The sequence below is a fragment of the Arthrobacter sp. TS-15 genome (assembly GCF_006964045.1).
Taxonomy (GTDB): domain Bacteria; phylum Actinomycetota; class Actinomycetes; order Actinomycetales; family Micrococcaceae; genus Arthrobacter.
In genome coordinates this window covers 1-15,663 of the sequence record NZ_SDXQ01000015.1, presented here as the reverse complement: position 1 = coordinate 15,663, position 15,663 = coordinate 1, and the positions used below count along the sequence as shown (strand labels likewise).

The window sequence follows — 15,663 nt, the reverse complement described above, 5'->3', positions numbered from 1 at the left end:
GTTGCTTCGTAACGCAACGGGCCCGCAACCTCCGGCAGCGGTGATTCGCCTATGCTCAACTCCAAGAGATCAACGGCGACTCACTTAGCAGACTCAGGAGATACAGCCATGAGCAACTGGCGCATCAGGGACTTCCACTCGTCCGATTTGGACGGCATCCTGCACCTCTGGGAGTCACTCAAAGCCGACGGCGTGGAACCCGTATACGCACTGTCCGAGGTTCTGGCGTCCTGCGAAAAGGACCATGCCGTGGTGGCGGTGCAGGGTGAGCAGGTGGTGGGAGCCGCCGTCGGACGCGCGGCCCACGACCAAGGCTGGATCGTTTTCCTGGCAACGCTGACGGAGTTCCGCGGACGCGGGATCGGCACCTCACTGCTCTCCGCCGTCGAGAACCGCATGGCCCCGCACGGGCTCAACAAACTCTCCGCGCTGATGCCGGAAACGGAAACGCGGGTGGAAGCATTCCTGGGCCGCGGCTTTGTGGTGAAGAAGAACCTGCGCTACTTCGAGCGGACCATCCCCGTGCAGCGGCAGGAACTCGGGGCATTGGGGCTCTTGGGCGGGCGCATCCTTGCCCGGGATCTCTGGGAGAATGTGGCCGGCATGCGCCGAGAGAAGGAACTCCTGGAACGCCGACTGGTTCTGCCATTGGCTGAGGCTGATCTGGCCGATGAATACGGCGTTGTTCCGCCCCGGGCCGTGGTACTTTTCGGTCCTCCAGGCACCGGCAAAACCACGTTCGCAAAAGCCATTGCGTCCCGGCTTGAGTGGCCGTTTGTGGAGGTGTTCCCGTCCCGCCTCGCCTCCGATCCCAAGGGCCTGGCCGGTGCTCTGCGCGAGACGTTCCTGGAAATTGCCGAACTGGAACACGCCGTGGTGTTCATCGACGAAGTGGAGGAGATCGCGTCGCAGCGCGCCGGCGATCCGCCGTCGCCATTGCAGGGCGTCACCAACGAACTCCTCAAAATCATCCCGGCTTTCCGCGAACAACCCGGCCGGCTGCTGGTGTGCGCTACCAACTTCATCCGCGCCCTGGACACCGCGTTCCTGCGCCACGGCCGGTTCGATTACGTCATTCCCATCGGGCTCCCGGACGTCCATGCCCGCGAGGCCATGTGGCAGCGGTTCATCCCCGCAGCCGTGGTGGACTCAGTCGATATTGCCCAGCTGGTGGACCGAACCGAAGGCTTCTCACCGGCGGACATCGAGTTCGCTGCGCGCAGCGCCTCCCAGCGGGCTTTGGAAAAAGCAGTGTACGACGACGATGCTGCCTCGGGCGGTTCAGCCGGCCTTGCGTCCGGGGCCGGGTCCACCGGGCGCAAGGGACCCGAGACGCAGGACTACCTCGACGCGATTGCGGATACCCGGACCACCGTGAGCCCCGAGGTGCATCAGGACTTCCTGGAAGACATCGACGTGCTGGGGCGGGTGTAGGTTTCTGCCGGCGAGATCGCCGGAACGCTGCCGGGCCGCCGGAATGGTGTGAGATCGCCGGGTCTATCCGGCGATCTGGACGCATTCCAGCGATCTCGGCGAGGGGCCCATGGGTGGCGGTAATCTTTGAGCCATGTCCTCGAATCCCCTTCGCCATGCGCTCTCCCGCATGGGCGGCCGCGATCCCCACGAAAAACACCGCACCGCCACCCCGCTTGAGCTGTTCTTCGACCTGACCTTTGTTATTGCCTTCGGTGTTGCCGGCAGCCAGTTCGCGCACGCGGTGGCCGAAGCGCATTTCGGGGCGGGCCTTTTGGGCTTTAGCTTCGCTATGTTCGCGGTGATCTGGGCTTGGATCAACTTCACGTGGTTCGCCAGCGCCTACGACACCGATGACTGGGTGTTCAGGGTGGTCACCATGATCCAGATGGTTGGCGTCCTCATCCTGGCCATGGGCATTGAGCCGATGTTCCACTCGATTGTGGAAGGGGATCATGTCAACAACGTGGCCATCCTCATCGGTTACATCATCATGCGCGTAGCTTTGATCTTCCAGTGGCTGCGCGCTGCCCGCCAAGACCCGGAACGCCGCGAGACATGCCTCCGTTACGCGAAGTATCTGGCAATCGTGCAAGTTGGCTGGGTCATCGCCTTGGTGATTGAGACGGATGTGCTCACCACGTTCCTCCTGGCGGCCCCTTTGTTTGTCCTGGAGATGGCGACACCGTACTTCGCAGAACGCAAGATCCGTACGCCCTGGCATGCTCACCACATTGCTGAAAGATACGGCCTGCTTGCCATCATCGCCCTGGGTGAATGTTTGATTGGCGCCATTGAAACCCTGCGGGCAATCGTTGCCACACACAGTTGGTCCATGGACGCCGCCTTGGTGGGCTTGAGTGGAACCGGGCTGGCCTTCGCCATGTGGTGGATCTACTTCATCCTGCCATCAGGCCCTGCACTTCACGTCCAGCGGCATCGCTCATGGGTGTTTGGCTATGGGCACATGCCGGTCTTCGCAGCCATTGCGGCTACAGGCGCGGGACTCCACGTCGCTGCGTACTTCATCGATCACGAGACACACATCCCGGCGGCTGCTGCCGTGGCCTCCATCGCCATCCCGGTGATCCTCTTCAAGGCCTCACTCACCACCCTTTACTGCATCATGCTGGGTCCGGATCGCGACCTCATCTGGAGTTCCGCGCTGGTGGTCCTGGGTCTGGCGTCCAGTATTGCCCTGGCCGCGGCCGGTGCATCCGTCCCCATCTGCATGCTGGCAATGATGCTGGTGCTGGGCCTGTCCATTGCGTACGACGAACGGCGCGGGCACAAAGGCAGGGCGGCAGCACTCCGTCGGCTCGAATCCGCCGCTGGCTAGGGCATTTCAGTGCGTTGCGAGGCCCGCTCTGCACGCAATATCGCCTCGAAACCATGCAGAGTAGGCCCCACAACGGGTGGATTGGGGTTACTCGGGGACGATCTCGTCCAGTTCCTTCAGCAAGTACGGGTTGATTCGCTCCAGAATCATCCGGACCTCTTCGCGTGGAACGGCCGCGTACAGCACAGGGCGGGCGTCGGCGTAACGCGTTACCGGCGGCTTATCCGGCCACTTTTCGGCAAGTGCTTTGACCCTCTCGGGCAGGGAGTTGTGGGCGTTGTCCGCGATCTTCACCAACGTTGCGTCGTGGTCCTCCGCTACGAAACGGATACCGGCGTCGTAATCATCCGGGTCCTCGTGGAAGCGGCGGGTGACACGTTCGATGATGTCTACCGCACGCTCGGACACCCCCATTTCGAGCAGGGCCTGCCGGGTGATAGGGGTATCTTCGGCGATGTCATGAAGGTATCCGGCGATCTGGATATCTTCATCGAAGTCGGCGAGCGCGTCGCCCACGGCCAGAACGTGCTCCCGATACGGCCGTTTGAGCTTGTCCTTCTGCCGGTTGTGAGCCACCTCGGCCAAAACCTGGGCTGTCTCTACGGTAAAGCGTGGTTCGGTCATGCTGGCCTCCGGCTTGAAGAGGGACCGACGGGGATCGGTCCTTCCCTTCAGGCTATCCGCTGTTCGGGCCCCGAAACACCGAGCTACCCGGTCTACCGGCTCTGCCCGCTCTACCAGTCTTGAACTGCGCGGGCTGCAATGGCAACGGTGATGGCCCTGGGCAAACGCTGAGCGAAACCTGCCGCAACGCGGTTAGCCAAGCCCGAAACCACGCTGCCGGGCGTGTCCTTGCGATCGAGGGCCTTGAGCGCAGTTCCCACAACTTGGGCCGAGGTCTGCATCTTGCCAACCGCCGCCGACTCGCCGCCCAGCACGTCGAAGAACTCGGTGCGCGTCGCTCCGGGGCAAAGGGCCAGAACGTTGAGTCCGGAGCTCTTGGTTTCGTGGGCAACGGCTTCGGTGAAGCTCAGGACGAAGGCCTTGGTGGCGCCGTAAACGGCCATGCCGGGAATGGGCTGGAAAGCGGCCGTGCTTGCAACATTCAACAGGGCACCCTTCCCCGAGGCGAGCAGTCCGGGCAGGAGGGCACGGGTAATGTCCACGAGGGCGGCCACATTCAAGGAGATCTCGGACGCAATGGTGTCCGGGTCCTCCTCCACCAACGGACCATGGGTACCGAAACCCGCGTTGTTGATCAACGTGTCCACGGTGATTCCGCGGCCGGACAGTTCGCCGAGGAGCTCGCGTCCAACTCCTGCCCGGCCGAGGTCCATGGGGAGCACAGTGACGGTGATACCGTGCCGGGAGCGCAGGTCCTGGGCCAACTCCTCAAGACGGTCTGCGCGCCTGGCCACTAGGACGAGGTTGGAACCCCGGGCAGCAAATTGCCCGGCGAATTCGGCGCCGAGTCCGGAGCTGGCACCGGTGATGAGTGCGGTGGTACCTGCGTAGGTCATGGTCATGGCTGAATCCCGTCGGTTGAGTCGAAGACTAATGTAGTCGCTGTCTACATGGTAGGCAGTGTCTACATTGTTGTCAATGACTACATTGGCCTAGACTTGACCCATGACTGACCAGCCCTACCACCACGGCAAACTCCGGGAAGCACTTTTGGAGCGTGCCATGGAAACCATCGAAGAAGCTGGCGTGGACGGACTCTCCCTGCGGCAGCTGGCCCGCGACGTGAACGTCAGCCACGGAGCCCCGGCCAAACACTTCCGCGACAAGCAGGCCCTGATCGACGCCGTGGCCATGGCCGGCTTTGAGTCGATGAACCGCCGCATTCGGGATGCCGCCCAGTCCTATGAAAACCTCCGGGGACGTTTCGTCAGCGTTGGGAAGGCGTACGTCGACTTCGCCGTTGAGCACCCCGCACTGCTGACGGTGATGTACTCCACCAAGCACCACCCCGATTCCAGCGATGAACTTCGAAGCACCGGCGCCCAAGGCATACACCTCGCCCAGGCCATGATCGCTGAAGCGCAGGAGGCCGGCGTCCTGGCTCCCGGCAACCCCGAGACACTGGCTATGGTGTGCTTCGTCAGCCTCCATGGCACAGCCCTTCTCGCGGCTGGCGGGCAGTTGGACGGAAATTCAGTGGAAGACGTGGTCATTGCCACCACGGACACTTTATGGGCAGGAATGACGGCCGGAGTCCCGGCCGCGCAAGTCAACTAAGCCTCGCAAGTCCACTAAGCCGCGATCCCGGCAATCACTTCCCGCACCGCCGAGCTCAGGAGGAAGTTGCGGCAGCCCACTCCCCCGGGCTCGGCCGTCTGCGGCACGTACCCAAAGCCGAGTTCATACACAGGGTCCGCGAACCCCAGAGATGCGCTGGCGCCGTCGTGCCCGAACGCACGGTAGCTGCCGAACGGCATCCGCGTATGGGATTTCATGAAAACGGTGCCGAAGCAGCCCGTCTCGCCAAACACGCGGTCGATCCCGAAGACCTGCTCAGCGGAAACGCTCCGGATGGTCTCCTCTGTCAGGAGAGGTGGGGTGGCGGCTTCGCCTTCCAGCCCGGTCAGCGCCGCAGCATAGATCCTCGCCATGCCTTCCGCGCTGGCCACGCCGGCCGCTGAGCTGAGCCCCGCGGCCCTGACTTCACGGATGTTGGGCAGGTCCAGGATGTCACCGACTGCCGAGTTGGCAGCCAGGCCGAAGTGACTGGCCGGGTCCACCCATGGCCACGACGGGTCGGCCGCCCAACGGAAAGGTGCAAAGCGGGCTTCCTGGGACTCCGGGAGGCCAAGGTAGAAATGCGCGCCCGTGACTGCGCGGATGCGCTGCTCGAAAACCTGCTGCAGCGTGGAACCGGTGATGCGCCGGCACAGCTCTTCCATGAAGATGCCAATGGTCAGCGCGTGATATCCGAATGCCGCGCCGGGCTTCCACAGGGGCGGCAGCTGTGCGAGCTTAGCGGCTGCGAGCTCTGAGTTGTTGACCTCGTGGAGGGTCAGGCCACCTTCCAGTCCAAGGAGCCCGGCCTGATGCGAAAGTAGCTGCGCCACCGTCACTGAGGACTTGCCCTCAGCGCCGAACTCGGGCCAGTACTTGACCACTTCGGCTTCAAGATCCAACTGGCCGTCCTGGACGAGCAACGCGATGACCAGGCCGGCCATGCCTTTGGAACACGAGAAGACGCCCGTGACGGAATCAGGGCGGATGTGCGGGCCGCCGCTGAGGTCCAGCACCTTGACGCCGCGATGGTACGCCGCCACTTGCGCAGAATAGTCAGGATCCTGCTCGAGAAAACGGCCAAAGAGCTCGGCGACGGGTTCGAAACCTGGGGCGATCAGCTGTGACTGCATTCAGACAGCCTACGCGGCGGCCGATTCAGGCCTGGGGAGTTTTCCACACCCAAGGCGTTTTTGGCACATTTTGCGGGGTGAAGTGCTGGAGCGCATCCTGGACGCTTCCGGCAGGCAAATCCAGGGACCCAAGGATCAGGTCACGCACGCGTTGGGCGGGAATTCCGACGGCGGCGAGGTCGCCCAGCGTCACGGCACCGTCGCGCTTTGCCAGCCTGACGCCGTCGTGATTCACCACCAGCGGAACGTGGGCGTATTCAGGGACCTGCAGCCCCAGCAGCGTCGCCAGGTAGGCCTGCCGCGGGGTGGACGGGAGGAGGTCATCGCCGCGCACCACCTGGTCAATTCCTTGGGCAGCATCGTCAACAACTACCGCGAGGTTGTAGGCGGTGACGCCGTCGTTCCGGCGAAGCACAAAGTCATCCACCACTCCCAGGTAGGTGCCGTGCAACTGGTCCTCAACAGCCCACTCTGTAACGTCGGACCGCAGGCGGATGGATGCCGGGCGCGTCGATCGCCGGATCTCGCGCTCAGCCGTCGAAAGCCGCCGGCACGTCCCGGGGTAGGCGCCTTGCGGGGCATGCGGCGCTGACGGCGCTTCCTGGATCTCGCGCCGCGTGCAGAAACACTCATAGGTCCGGCCTTCGGCAGTCAGCCGCTCGATTGCGTGGTCATACAGTTCCGCGCGCTCGGTCTGGCGCACGACGGCGGCGTCCCACCTGACGCCGACGGCCTGCAGGTCGCGGAGCTGCTCAGCCTCGGCACCGGAGCGGGCGCGGTCCAGATCCTCGACGCGCAGCAGGAAATCCCGGCCGCTGGACTTGGCGAATAGCCAGGCGAGAATTGCGGTGCGAAGGTTGCCGACGTGCAGTTCGCCGGAGGGGCTCGGGGCGAAGCGGCCAGCGGAAGTCATGATCCAAGCCAACCACAAGAGCCCCTCAGCTACCGCAACGATCCGGTAGCTCAGGGGCTCTTGCTGTGACGCCCGGGTGAAGGGGCGGGTGCAGAATGACAATGCTGTGAACAAGAGTCAATCAGCGGCTGCTTCCTTGCGGGAAACCTGTGCAGGGCTCCGGGTGGTGTTCCGGGGTCCTGGTGCCTGCGGGTTTTGGCGGTAGCCTCGTCCTGCTTCGTTGTCATCATTTGAGCAGAAGACATACAGTTGGTGCAACGGACATCAGAACGATTAGTCGATCTGACCAGTCTTACGTGAAAACTTAGTCAGGGAGTGGTCACTTTGCAGGAACTCGACGCCACGGACCGCCGGATCCTCGCCGCTTTGGATGAAGATCCCCGCGTGCCCATCATGGTGTTGGCCCAGAAGTTGCACCTCGCTCGCGGAACAGTTCAGTCACGCCTGGAGCGAATGACGGCGTCCGGCGCCCTCCGCCCCAACAGCAGCCGCGTCCTGCCCTCGGCTCTAGGCCGTGGCGTGGCAGCCGCCGTGAGTGCAGAACTCGATCAAAGTCACCTGAATGAGGCCATCGCTGCCCTGCGGGAAATACCCGAAGTCCTTGAATGCCACGCCCCCGCTGGAGATACCGACCTCATCATCAGAGTGGTGGCCAAGAGTCCGGACGATCTTTACCGGGTATCCGAAGAGATTCGCCTGTGCCCCGGGATAGTGCGCACATCAACCAGCATGTTCCTCCGGGAAGTGATCCCCTACCGGACCACTGGCTTGCTCGCGGAGTAGGGCCTTAGACCGGGGGTCCGATGTTGGTTTTCAGGTTCTTCATCACCAGCGTTGAGGTCAGCCGTTCAACCGCGGGAAGGGCCGCCAGTTCGTCGTCGTAGAACCGCTGATACGCGGGGAGGTCCGCGGCAATGACCTTCAGCAGATAGTCAGGCGACCCGAAGAGCCGCTGCGCCTCCACGATGTTGGGACTGGCGGTGACGCGCTCTTCAAACTCCGCCATGATGGTGCGTTCCACCTGCTTGAGGGTCACAAAAACAATCGCTTCGAAACCCAGGCCCACTGCGGCAGGGTCGATGTCTGCGCGGTAGCCGCGGATCACCCCCGAGGATTCCAAATCGCGGAGCCGCCGGTGACAGGGAGCCACCGTCAAACCCACCTTCGAAGCAAGGGCTGTGGCAGTCATCCGGCCGTCGTCTTGGAGGTGGCGCAAAATACTTCTATCGATCCCGTCAATCACGCAATAATCTTACCGGGAACGGCGGTTGGCGGGCTAAAAAGAGGAACACTTATGGCCGGTTTTTCCCTAGAGTTTTCCTACCACCTAGCCCTGGAGAGAAAACGTGAACCCGCAGCTGTTTATGGCCTTCATGATCGTCGCCGTCAGCTTGGCGTGCACGCCCGGCGTCGACTGGGCTTACTCGATTTCGGCCGGACTCAAGCAACGCAGCTTCGTCCCCGCCGTCGCCGGCCTGTGCAGCGGGTATGTGATCCATACCTTGCTGATGGCGGCTGGGCTGGCGGCCCTGCTTGCTGGAGTTCCGGGACTACTGGGGTGGCTGACCATCGCAGGAGCCGCGTACCTGCTGTGGCTCGGCGTGGCTACCATCCGCTCGTGGCGAGGCGCGAGCTTCAGTGCGGAAGGCGGCGTCGTGCAGTCTGGAAACCAGCTCCGCACCTTCCTTCAGGGCATGGGCACCAGCGGTATAAATCCCAAAGGCCTGCTCTTCTTCGTGGCGCTGGTGCCACAGTTCGTCAGCCCCGAGGCGGCACTGCCGGTTCCGGTCCAGTCCGGCTTGCTGGGCCTGACTTTCGTGATCCTGGCCGGGATGGTGTACACCGCCGTCGCATTGACCTCCAGGAAGCTGCTGGCTTCCCGGCCCGGAGCCGCCCGCGTTGTGACCCTGATCAGCGGAATTATCATGATCGGGCTGGGGACAGTGCTGCTATCCGAGCAACTCCTTCCGCTTCTGCAGCAGATATAGCCGGCACGCCGCTAGGCCGCAAGCAGCTCATCCAGGCGCTCGTATCCTTCGATCACGCCGTAGTCCATTCCGGTAGCCAAAGCCATGTCCCTTGCTTCAACCGAGGGGTAGACCTCGTGCGCGGACATCCGCGTCCTGCCATCGATATCTTCGAAAGTGGTGGTGCTGATGACCACTTGGTTGGGCGCGCCCTCGAACTCGACGGTCTGGATGATCAAAGCGTCGGGTTCGACCGTGTGGAAAACGCCGCGGAATCCGGCCATTCCGTTATCGTCGCCGCTCTCGTAGCGCCAGCTGCCGCCAGTGGTGGCGTTGTACTCGGTAATTTTCGTTTGAGTACTGCGCGGGCCCAGCCACTTAGCCAAGAGATCCGGGTCAACGTGGGCTTTGAAGACCGCACTGACCGGGGCATCGAATTCACGGACCGTGTCAACGAACGGGACGCCAGGGTCAGCGGTGATTGTTGTTGGATTGCTCATTTCAGTTCCTCTTTCTTCTTTGCTGGTTTGTTTTCTTGTTGTTGGTGAGAGTCACCGGCACCCAGCAGCTCGTCCAGCTGCCGGAAGCGCGACTCGGCGATCAGCCGGTACTGGTCAATCCATGCGGTCAGCCGCTCCAAGGCGGCAGCATCCAAGTGGACAGGCCTGCGCTGGGCGTCGCGTGAGCGGGTTACCAATCCTGCGTGCTCCAGGACTTGTATATGTTTGGAAACCGCCTGCTTGGTGATGGCGAACGGTTCAGCGAGCTCGTTGACGGTGGCGTCTCCCCGGGACAGGCGTGCCACCATGGCCCGCCTCACCGGATCCGCCAAAGCCATGAAGGCCCTGTCCAGAGCTTCTTCCTCCACTGCCGCATCAACCTCTCATCATCAACTCTTTGATCAACTGAATAATTGATCAACCGTTTGATTGATTAAGAGATTACGCCTTTCCCAGGGAAGGCACAATGGTTGTTATTCGCCGCCCAGCTGCCTGAAGTCGTTCTCCCATAGACGCCGCATCTCGGCATCCTTCCGGATCACTTCCAAAGTCTCCAGCTCCGCAGGCGGGGCCGGCCGTTTGGACCACGGAGTCAACGTCCGCCGGCCCTGGTCAAGAGCGAGCAGGGCCCTGTCAGTCAACGCATCATTCTTCAGCGCCAAATTGGTCTTACGACGCCGGAGCACTTCTTTGAGGGCCACCTGAGCCGACTCGAAGTCACCCCTGGCCCGTTGCGACCGCGCCCGGATCAGCAAAAGCGCCGCCGAGAGGTCGTCCGTGTTCAGCAAACCCTCAGTCCACAGGACCACATCACGGTGCCGTTCCAACGAGTACGCCGCTGTGCAGCGCGCCAACGCCGAAGGCAACGACGGCGGCAACGTCACCACTGCTTCCAACGCCGCCTCGGTCATCCCCATTTCCCGAAGGCAATGGGACAGCGCCAAAAACACGGACTCCTCACTGAACAGGACCGGAACCTCAATCCGTTCGGCCACCTCAACCTTGGTGACCACCTGCCCAAGGTACATTGCCGAGAACTGGCTGGCGTCGTCGTCGATCCTTGTTGTTAAACCGCGTTGCAGAAGCTCGGACGCCCTCAAAAACCCGCCATGTTTGTACGCGAGCAACCCAGCCATCACATGGCACAGGCCCGCCCACCCGGGATACATGCGGCCGAAGGCCAGAAGCCGATCCGGCTCCGTGGAGGTGAAAACGGCCTCGTGCATGGCCTTCGCCGTCTTGGAGGACAACATCCTCAGCCGCGGTACGTTGCCGACTACCGTCAACCGTGCATGATCGCGGCCGCTCAGGACACCGGAGAGCACATCATTCACGCCGTCAGCGAGCCCCCGCACAGAGGTGCGGACGTAGCCCTCGCGGAAAGGAGTGAGATCGCGGGTGTCGTGGAAAATCGTGTGCACGCGTCCGTTGGGAGCTTGGCTCATAATTCCATGCTAACCGCCGCTGAACTGGGCACATCCCCTGCTATCGGAGGCATTTCAGGAGTATTATGGCGGCGTCGGCAAGGTTTTTGCCACAGCCCTTGCCGCAGGTCGGCTCTCCATGAGAAGAGCCGGGTAACAGCGTGAAAGGGAGGACTTGATGACCACCGCTTCGCACCCCGCCGAACACCACCACATGATGGGGTTGACGCTACGCAACACCGCCATGGGCGTTGGCATTGTATTTCTGCTGGTTGGCGTCCTGGGCTTTATCCCGGGAATTACCACCAATTTCGGCGCCATGACCTTTGCGGGACATGAATCCGGCGCCATGCTGCTTGGAGTCTTCCAAGTGTCCGTACTCCACAACATCGTTCATCTGCTGTTTGGCGTGGCCGGCTTGGCCATGGCAAGGAACGCACGCATGGCCCGCCTGTTCCTCTTGGGCGGCGGCGCCGTGTACATCGTTCTTTGGATCTATGGCCTGGTCATCAACCAGGAAACAGGCGCCAACTTTGTCCCGTTCAACACCGCTGACAACTGGCTGCACCTGATCCTCGGCGTTGCCATGATCGGTCTGGGAGCCTGGCTCGGTAGGGACGCCATGGACGAAACAACCACAGCGCGACGGAAGATGTAGCCCCTTCCGCACGTCTTGCAGAATAACGACGGCGGCAGTCCCCTTAAGCGGGACGGCCGCCGTTTTTTCGCACCCACCGCTTGAGGGCCCGACGGCGGTACCCGGCTTAGCGCGGAGCACGTCCACCCAACCGCGTGGTCACCTTGGCCGCTGCTGCGGCGCAGGCTTCGCCGAGACTGTTGAGGGTGTCCTGCGAAACACGGAACTTCGGGGCTGGGATCAGGACGGAGGCCACCATGTTGCCGCGGTGGTCGTACACGGGTGAGGCCACGCCCACTTCTTCGATGGATGTCTCACCGAAGTTCACTGCCCAGCCACGCTCCATCGATTCCTTCAGGCGAAGCAAGTAGGCCTCAACCGCGTCCTCGTCCACGCCGGTCAGCGTGATCGATCCGCTGCGCAGCAACTGGCGCACCCGGTCCTCGTTCTCCGAAGCAAGGAAGACCTGCACCGATGAACTCAGGGCCTCGTTGTAGCGGGCACCCAACGGAGCGAGATGCTTGACCTGGTGACGGCTGGGGATCTGCTCCACACACATGGACTCGTTGCCGTTCCACACCATCAACGCGCTGGTCTCACCCGTCCGCTCAGTAAGTTCGCGCAGCACAGGGTAGGCAACGCGACGCTCTTCGAGTTCCGCCAGGAGGGGGCCCGCCATGGCGATCATGCCCAGCCCCAAGCGGAACCTGCGCGAATCGACGTCGCGCTCTACAAGATTCTCCTGTTCCAGCGTCGCGAGGATCCGGGAGACGGTGCTCTTGTGCAGGCCAATGCGGCCGGCGATTTCGGTGACTCCCAGGAGCGGCTCGTCAGCAGTGAAGCTCCTCAAGACGGCGATGGCGTTGACGATCACCGAGGTGTTTTTGCTGTCACCAGTGCTGTTGCTGTTCTCAAGAGTGTCGCTGGATTCGGTGGGAGTCATGGGTTCACTATATTTCGCTGGAGATATTTCGACGGCGGACGGCCCCACCCGGATTCGGCCGGTGGACACCACGCTGTGTCCACCGGCCGGGTCACTAGGCTCCGATGATGTTGTACTCGGGGCCGAACGGGAACTTAGTGATGTTCTCCGCGCCGTCTTCGCCCACCACCAGGATGTCGTGCTCGCGGTAGCCGCCAGCACCCTGCTGGCCGTCCAGCACCGTGATCATCGGCTCCATGGACACCACCATGCCCGGCTCCAGGACGGTGTCAATGTCCTCGCGGAGTTCAAGGCCTGCCTCGCGTCCGTAGTAGTGGCTCAACACACCGAAGGAGTGTCCGTAGCCAAAGGTCCGGTTGGCCAACAAGCCGTGGCTGACGTAGATCTCGTTGAGCTCGGCGGCGATGTCCTTGCACACAGCACCGGGCTTGATGAGCTCCAGACCACGCTTGTGGACCTCCACGTTGATGTTCCACAGTTCCAGAGAGCGGGCGTCCGGTTCGCCGTAGAACAGGGTGCGCTCCAGGGCCGTGTAGTAGCCGCTGGTCATGGGGAAACAGTTCAGGGACAGGATGTCGTGTTCCTGGATCTTGCGGGTGGTGGCCCAGTTATGTGCACCATCTGTGTTGATGCCGGACTGGAACCACACCCAGGTGTCGCGGATTTCAGAGTCCGGGAAGGTCCGGGCAATCTCGTGAACCATGGCCTCGGTACCGATCAGAGCCACCTCGTACTCGGTGATCCCGGCCGTGATGGCGTTGCGGATGGCCTCGCCGCCCAGGTCACCGATCCGGGCGCCGTGCTTGATGACCGCGATTTCCTCGTCCGACTTGATCATGCGCTGACGCATTGCTGCCTGGGCTACGTCAACCAGCGCTGCTCCGGAGAAAGCGGCCTGGATCTTATTGCGGTTGTCCAGCGGCAGCGAGTCATCTTCGACGCCGATGCGGCGCGGGTTGATGCCGCGGGTGCGCAGGACTTCCTGGATGGCGTGGATGTAGTTGTCACGGCGCCAGTCCGTGTACACCAGGTTCTCGCCGTAGCTGCGGCGCCAAGGCATCCCGGCGTCGATATTTGCCGTGATGGTGACCGTGTCATCCTTGGTGACCACCATGCCGTAGGAGCGGCCGAAGTAGGTGAAGAGGAAGTCGGAGTAGTACTTGATGGAGTGGTAGCTGGTGAGGATGACGGCGTCGAGGTCTTTCTCGGCCATGATGCGGCGGAGGCCGGAGAGGCGACGCTCGAACTCGGCGTCGGAGAAGGTCAGCGATACTTTTTCGCCGTTGTTGAGGACCTTGGTGCGCTCGAGCTTGGCCACATCGTTGACGGCCTCGTTCTGGGTGATGGTCATGGTTGTTCCTTTCAATGGGTGGGTTGTACTAGTCCTGCAGCAGAGGCTTTTTGGAAGTCTCGGTGGCGAACAGGACTGCGATGAGGGAAACCAGAGCGGCAGCCACGAGGTACCAACCGGGAGCCAGTTGGTTGTGGGTCATGCCGATAAGAAGGGTGGCCATGAACGGCGCGGTGCCGCCGAACAGGGCATTGGAGAGATTGAAGCTGACGGCGAATCCGGTGTACCGGACCTTCGTAGGAAAGAGCTCGGCCAGGAAGCTCGGCAAGGTTCCGTCGTTGAGGGTCAGCATTCCGCCCAGGAGTATCTGCACCAGCACGATCACCAGGAAATTGCGGGTATCCAGGAGCATGAAAGCCGGCACCGTCAGCAGCATGAAAAGCACTGATGCCGTGATGAGCATCCGCTTGCGGCCGAACCTGTCCGACGCCATGCCGGTCAGGAAGATGAAGCCGATGTAGCTGGCCAAGGCGATGGTGGTGGCAAGGAATGATTCCGTTGCCCCAAAGCCCAGTTCCTCCGACAAGTACGTGGGCATGTAGCTGAGGATCACGTAGAAGCCCACAGCGTTCAGCAACACTGCTCCCGTGGCAATGATGAGTTGCTTCCGGTACGTCCTGAACATGGCGAAGGCAGGGGCTTTGACCGCATTGTCCTTGGCGGCGAGTTCACGGAAAGCCGGCGTGTCCTCGAGCTTGGTCCGGATATACCGGCCGATCAATCCCATGGGCGCAGCCAACAGGAACGGCAATCGCCAACCCCATTCGTTGAGCTGCTCCGCGGTCAGGACTGAACTCAGCAGGGCGGCCAGCAAGGACCCCAGCAGCAGACCCGCTGCGGTACTGGCAGGCACGACGGCGGCATACAGTCCGCGCCGATTCGCCGGCGCATACTCCACCAGGAAGGCAGACGCCCCGGCGTACTCGCCGGCTGCGGAGAAGCCTTGGACGACTCTTACCAGGAGGAGCAGGATGGGCGCCATCACGCCGATCGTGGCGTAGCCGGGGATGAGTGCGATGCAGAACGTCGCCACGGACATCAGGACGATTGACAGGCTCAGCGCTTGCTTGCGGCCCAGCTTGTCCCCGATGTGGCCCCAGATGAAACCACCCAAGGGCCGGACGAAGAAGCTGATGGCAAACACGCCGAAGGTTGCGAGCAGGGCCGTCTGGCGGTCTGACTCGGGGAAGAAAACAGTAGAGATGACGCCGGCCAGGTATCCGTACACGGCGTAGTCGAACCACTCAACAAAGTTCCCGATGAAGCTTGCGGTGACCACTCGCCGTCGAGTGTCCTTGCTGACTTCCGGTTGGGAACCTGGTGCGTGGGAGATGTGGGAGGGGCTGCCTGGAGCGGCTGCCACAGATGATTCATTGCTCATGTGTCCACCAAAATTGATTTGGGTTGCATTCAGCGCAACGCTGTTGCACCAGAATATGTGTGAGCGGCGCCACGGTCAAGGGTTAGTTGTGACGGATAAGCATCAGCTCACTCTGGCCGACCGGACTAAACAGCTGAGTGGCGTGGACTGATGCATGAAAGGCGGCTGTTGCATCGAACCCAACACAGTTGCTCCTAACGACGCTCTCTCACATCCCACCCCCAAAACCCGATCGTTCTCTCACATCCCACCCCCCAAACTCGATCGCTCTCTCATTAGGGCGAAGAGTGCGGTCGTCAAGTTTTTGCGACAGGTCTCGTTGTTGCTTTTGGTTAGGCGGCCAGGGGTTGCTGGGCGCGGG

The 15,663-nt window shown here is 62.1% G+C and carries 17 protein-coding genes; 6 read left to right on the top strand and 11 right to left on the bottom strand.

All coding sequences use genetic code 11. The features are described 5' to 3' along the window. The first annotated feature begins 108 nt into the window (after nucleotides 1-108). Together EU811_RS06310 and EU811_RS06305 are read left to right on the top strand one after the other, a co-directional pair. Nucleotides 109-1,434: an ATP-binding protein gene (locus EU811_RS06310; protein ID WP_142937640.1), complete on the top strand. Its 1,326-nt coding sequence runs from the start codon at nucleotides 109-111 to the stop codon at nucleotides 1,432-1,434. A 133-nt stretch (nucleotides 1,435-1,567) separates the two neighbouring features. Next, nucleotides 1,568-2,812, top strand: a complete 1,245-nt coding sequence (locus EU811_RS06305; protein WP_142937639.1) for a low temperature requirement protein A — start codon at nucleotides 1,568-1,570, stop codon at nucleotides 2,810-2,812. 87 nt (nucleotides 2,813-2,899) lie between these two features. Here the strand turns inward: EU811_RS06305 and EU811_RS06300 are convergent, their stop codons facing one another. Together EU811_RS06300 and EU811_RS06295 are read right to left on the bottom strand one after the other, a co-directional pair. Beyond that, the gene (locus tag EU811_RS06300) at nucleotides 2,900-3,436 is read right to left on the bottom strand and encodes an HD domain-containing protein (RefSeq protein WP_142937638.1); all 537 of its coding nucleotides are present in this window, start codon (nucleotides 3,434-3,436) and stop codon (nucleotides 2,900-2,902) included. 110 nt (nucleotides 3,437-3,546) lie between these two features. Further along, nucleotides 3,547-4,338 (bottom strand): SDR family NAD(P)-dependent oxidoreductase, encoded by a 792-nt coding sequence (locus EU811_RS06295; protein ID WP_142937637.1) that lies wholly within the window; start codon nucleotides 4,336-4,338, stop codon nucleotides 3,547-3,549. Between the two features lie 103 nt (nucleotides 4,339-4,441). On the opposite strand from EU811_RS06295, the gene EU811_RS06290 reads away from it, so the two are divergent. Then, the gene (locus tag EU811_RS06290) at nucleotides 4,442-5,053 is read left to right on the top strand and encodes a TetR/AcrR family transcriptional regulator (RefSeq protein ID WP_142937636.1); all 612 of its coding nucleotides are present in this window, start codon (nucleotides 4,442-4,444) and stop codon (nucleotides 5,051-5,053) included. 14 nt (nucleotides 5,054-5,067) lie between these two features. On the opposite strand, the gene EU811_RS06285 is transcribed toward EU811_RS06290, so the two are convergent. Continuing rightward, on the bottom strand, nucleotides 5,068-6,186 hold the full coding sequence (locus EU811_RS06285; RefSeq protein ID WP_142937635.1) for a serine hydrolase domain-containing protein: 1,119 nt from the start codon (nucleotides 6,184-6,186) through the stop codon (nucleotides 5,068-5,070). 25 nt (nucleotides 6,187-6,211) lie between these two features. Beyond that, the gene (gene gluQRS, locus EU811_RS06280) at nucleotides 6,212-7,099 is read right to left on the bottom strand and encodes a tRNA glutamyl-Q(34) synthetase GluQRS (protein ID WP_142937634.1); all 888 of its coding nucleotides are present in this window, start codon (nucleotides 7,097-7,099) and stop codon (nucleotides 6,212-6,214) included. Nucleotides 7,100-7,423: 324 nt separating this feature from the next. Here gluQRS and EU811_RS06275 point away from each other — a divergent pair, with 324 nt between their 5' ends. After that, nucleotides 7,424-7,882 carry an Lrp/AsnC family transcriptional regulator gene (locus tag EU811_RS06275; RefSeq protein ID WP_024818488.1) on the top strand — a complete coding sequence of 153 codons (459 nt, stop codon included), beginning with the start codon at nucleotides 7,424-7,426 and terminating at the stop codon, nucleotides 7,880-7,882. Between the two features lie 4 nt (nucleotides 7,883-7,886). Here the strand turns inward: EU811_RS06275 and EU811_RS06270 are convergent, their stop codons facing one another. Next, a complete protein-coding gene (locus EU811_RS06270) occupies nucleotides 7,887-8,342 on the bottom strand; it encodes an Lrp/AsnC family transcriptional regulator (RefSeq protein ID WP_011776419.1) in 456 nt (151 codons plus the stop codon). Nucleotides 8,343-8,445: 103 nt separating this feature from the next. Between EU811_RS06270 and EU811_RS06265 the strand changes: the two genes are divergently transcribed. Beyond that, a complete protein-coding gene (locus tag EU811_RS06265; protein WP_142937633.1) occupies nucleotides 8,446-9,087 on the top strand; it encodes a LysE family translocator in 642 nt (213 codons plus the stop codon). Between the two features lie 11 nt (nucleotides 9,088-9,098). On the opposite strand, the gene EU811_RS06260 is transcribed toward EU811_RS06265, so the two are convergent. The 3 genes from EU811_RS06260 to EU811_RS06250 form a co-directional block, all read right to left on the bottom strand. Next, nucleotides 9,099-9,566: an SRPBCC family protein gene (locus EU811_RS06260; protein WP_011776421.1), complete on the bottom strand. Its 468-nt coding sequence runs from the start codon at nucleotides 9,564-9,566 to the stop codon at nucleotides 9,099-9,101. Continuing rightward, nucleotides 9,563-9,904 carry an ArsR/SmtB family transcription factor gene (locus EU811_RS06255; protein ID WP_187697089.1) on the bottom strand — a complete coding sequence of 114 codons (342 nt, stop codon included), beginning with the start codon at nucleotides 9,902-9,904 and terminating at the stop codon, nucleotides 9,563-9,565. The genes EU811_RS06260 and EU811_RS06255 overlap by 4 nt, the downstream gene beginning before the upstream one ends. Nucleotides 9,905-10,039: 135 nt before the next feature. Further along, complete coding sequence (locus EU811_RS06250; protein WP_142937631.1) at nucleotides 10,040-11,011, bottom strand: hypothetical protein; 972 nt, start codon at nucleotides 11,009-11,011, stop codon at nucleotides 10,040-10,042. 157 nt (nucleotides 11,012-11,168) lie between these two features. Here EU811_RS06250 and EU811_RS06245 point away from each other — a divergent pair, with 157 nt between their 5' ends. Continuing rightward, complete coding sequence (locus EU811_RS06245; protein WP_142937630.1) at nucleotides 11,169-11,648, top strand: DUF4383 domain-containing protein; 480 nt, start codon at nucleotides 11,169-11,171, stop codon at nucleotides 11,646-11,648. Nucleotides 11,649-11,754: 106 nt separating this feature from the next. Here the strand turns inward: EU811_RS06245 and EU811_RS06240 are convergent, their stop codons facing one another. The 3 genes from EU811_RS06240 to EU811_RS06230 form a co-directional block, all read right to left on the bottom strand. Then, complete coding sequence (locus EU811_RS06240) at nucleotides 11,755-12,570, bottom strand: IclR family transcriptional regulator (protein ID WP_142937629.1); 816 nt, start codon at nucleotides 12,568-12,570, stop codon at nucleotides 11,755-11,757. 94 nt (nucleotides 12,571-12,664) lie between these two features. Next, complete coding sequence (locus tag EU811_RS06235) at nucleotides 12,665-13,921, bottom strand: aminopeptidase P family protein (RefSeq protein ID WP_142937628.1); 1,257 nt, start codon at nucleotides 13,919-13,921, stop codon at nucleotides 12,665-12,667. Nucleotides 13,922-13,949: 28 nt separating this feature from the next. Beyond that, complete coding sequence (locus tag EU811_RS06230) at nucleotides 13,950-15,302, bottom strand: MFS transporter (RefSeq protein WP_142937627.1); 1,353 nt, start codon at nucleotides 15,300-15,302, stop codon at nucleotides 13,950-13,952. Between the last annotated feature and the right edge of the window lie 361 nt (nucleotides 15,303-15,663).

Bases quoted from the DNA above. Each gene is read 5' to 3' on its own strand.
- EU811_RS06285 (WP_142937635.1), bottom strand. From the start codon at position 6,186: ATGCAGTCACAGCTGATCGCCCCAGGTTTCGAACCCGTCGCCGAGCTC.
- EU811_RS06260 (WP_011776421.1), bottom strand. From the start codon at position 9,566: ATGAGCAATCCAACAACAATCACCGCTGACCCTGGCGTCCCGTTCGTT.
- gluQRS (WP_142937634.1), bottom strand. From the start codon at position 7,099: ATGACTTCCGCTGGCCGCTTCGCCCCGAGCCCCTCCGGCGAACTGCAC.
- EU811_RS06245 (WP_142937630.1), top strand. From the start codon at position 11,169: ATGACCACCGCTTCGCACCCCGCCGAACACCACCACATGATGGGGTTG.
- EU811_RS06300 (WP_142937638.1), bottom strand. From the start codon at position 3,436: ATGACCGAACCACGCTTTACCGTAGAGACAGCCCAGGTTTTGGCCGAG.
- EU811_RS06230 (WP_142937627.1), bottom strand. From the start codon at position 15,302: ATGAGCAATGAATCATCTGTGGCAGCCGCTCCAGGCAGCCCCTCCCAC.
- EU811_RS06235 (WP_142937628.1), bottom strand. From the start codon at position 13,921: ATGACCATCACCCAGAACGAGGCCGTCAACGATGTGGCCAAGCTCGAG.
- EU811_RS06240 (WP_142937629.1), bottom strand. From the start codon at position 12,570: ATGACTCCCACCGAATCCAGCGACACTCTTGAGAACAGCAACAGCACT.
- EU811_RS06295 (WP_142937637.1), bottom strand. From the start codon at position 4,338: ATGACCATGACCTACGCAGGTACCACCGCACTCATCACCGGTGCCAGC.
- EU811_RS06310 (WP_142937640.1), top strand. From the start codon at position 109: ATGAGCAACTGGCGCATCAGGGACTTCCACTCGTCCGATTTGGACGGC.
- EU811_RS06250 (WP_142937631.1), bottom strand. From the start codon at position 11,011: ATGAGCCAAGCTCCCAACGGACGCGTGCACACGATTTTCCACGACACC.
- EU811_RS06305 (WP_142937639.1), top strand. From the start codon at position 1,568: ATGTCCTCGAATCCCCTTCGCCATGCGCTCTCCCGCATGGGCGGCCGC.
- EU811_RS06290 (WP_142937636.1), top strand. From the start codon at position 4,442: ATGACTGACCAGCCCTACCACCACGGCAAACTCCGGGAAGCACTTTTG.
- EU811_RS06255 (WP_187697089.1), bottom strand. From the start codon at position 9,904: ATGGCTTTGGCGGATCCGGTGAGGCGGGCCATGGTGGCACGCCTGTCC.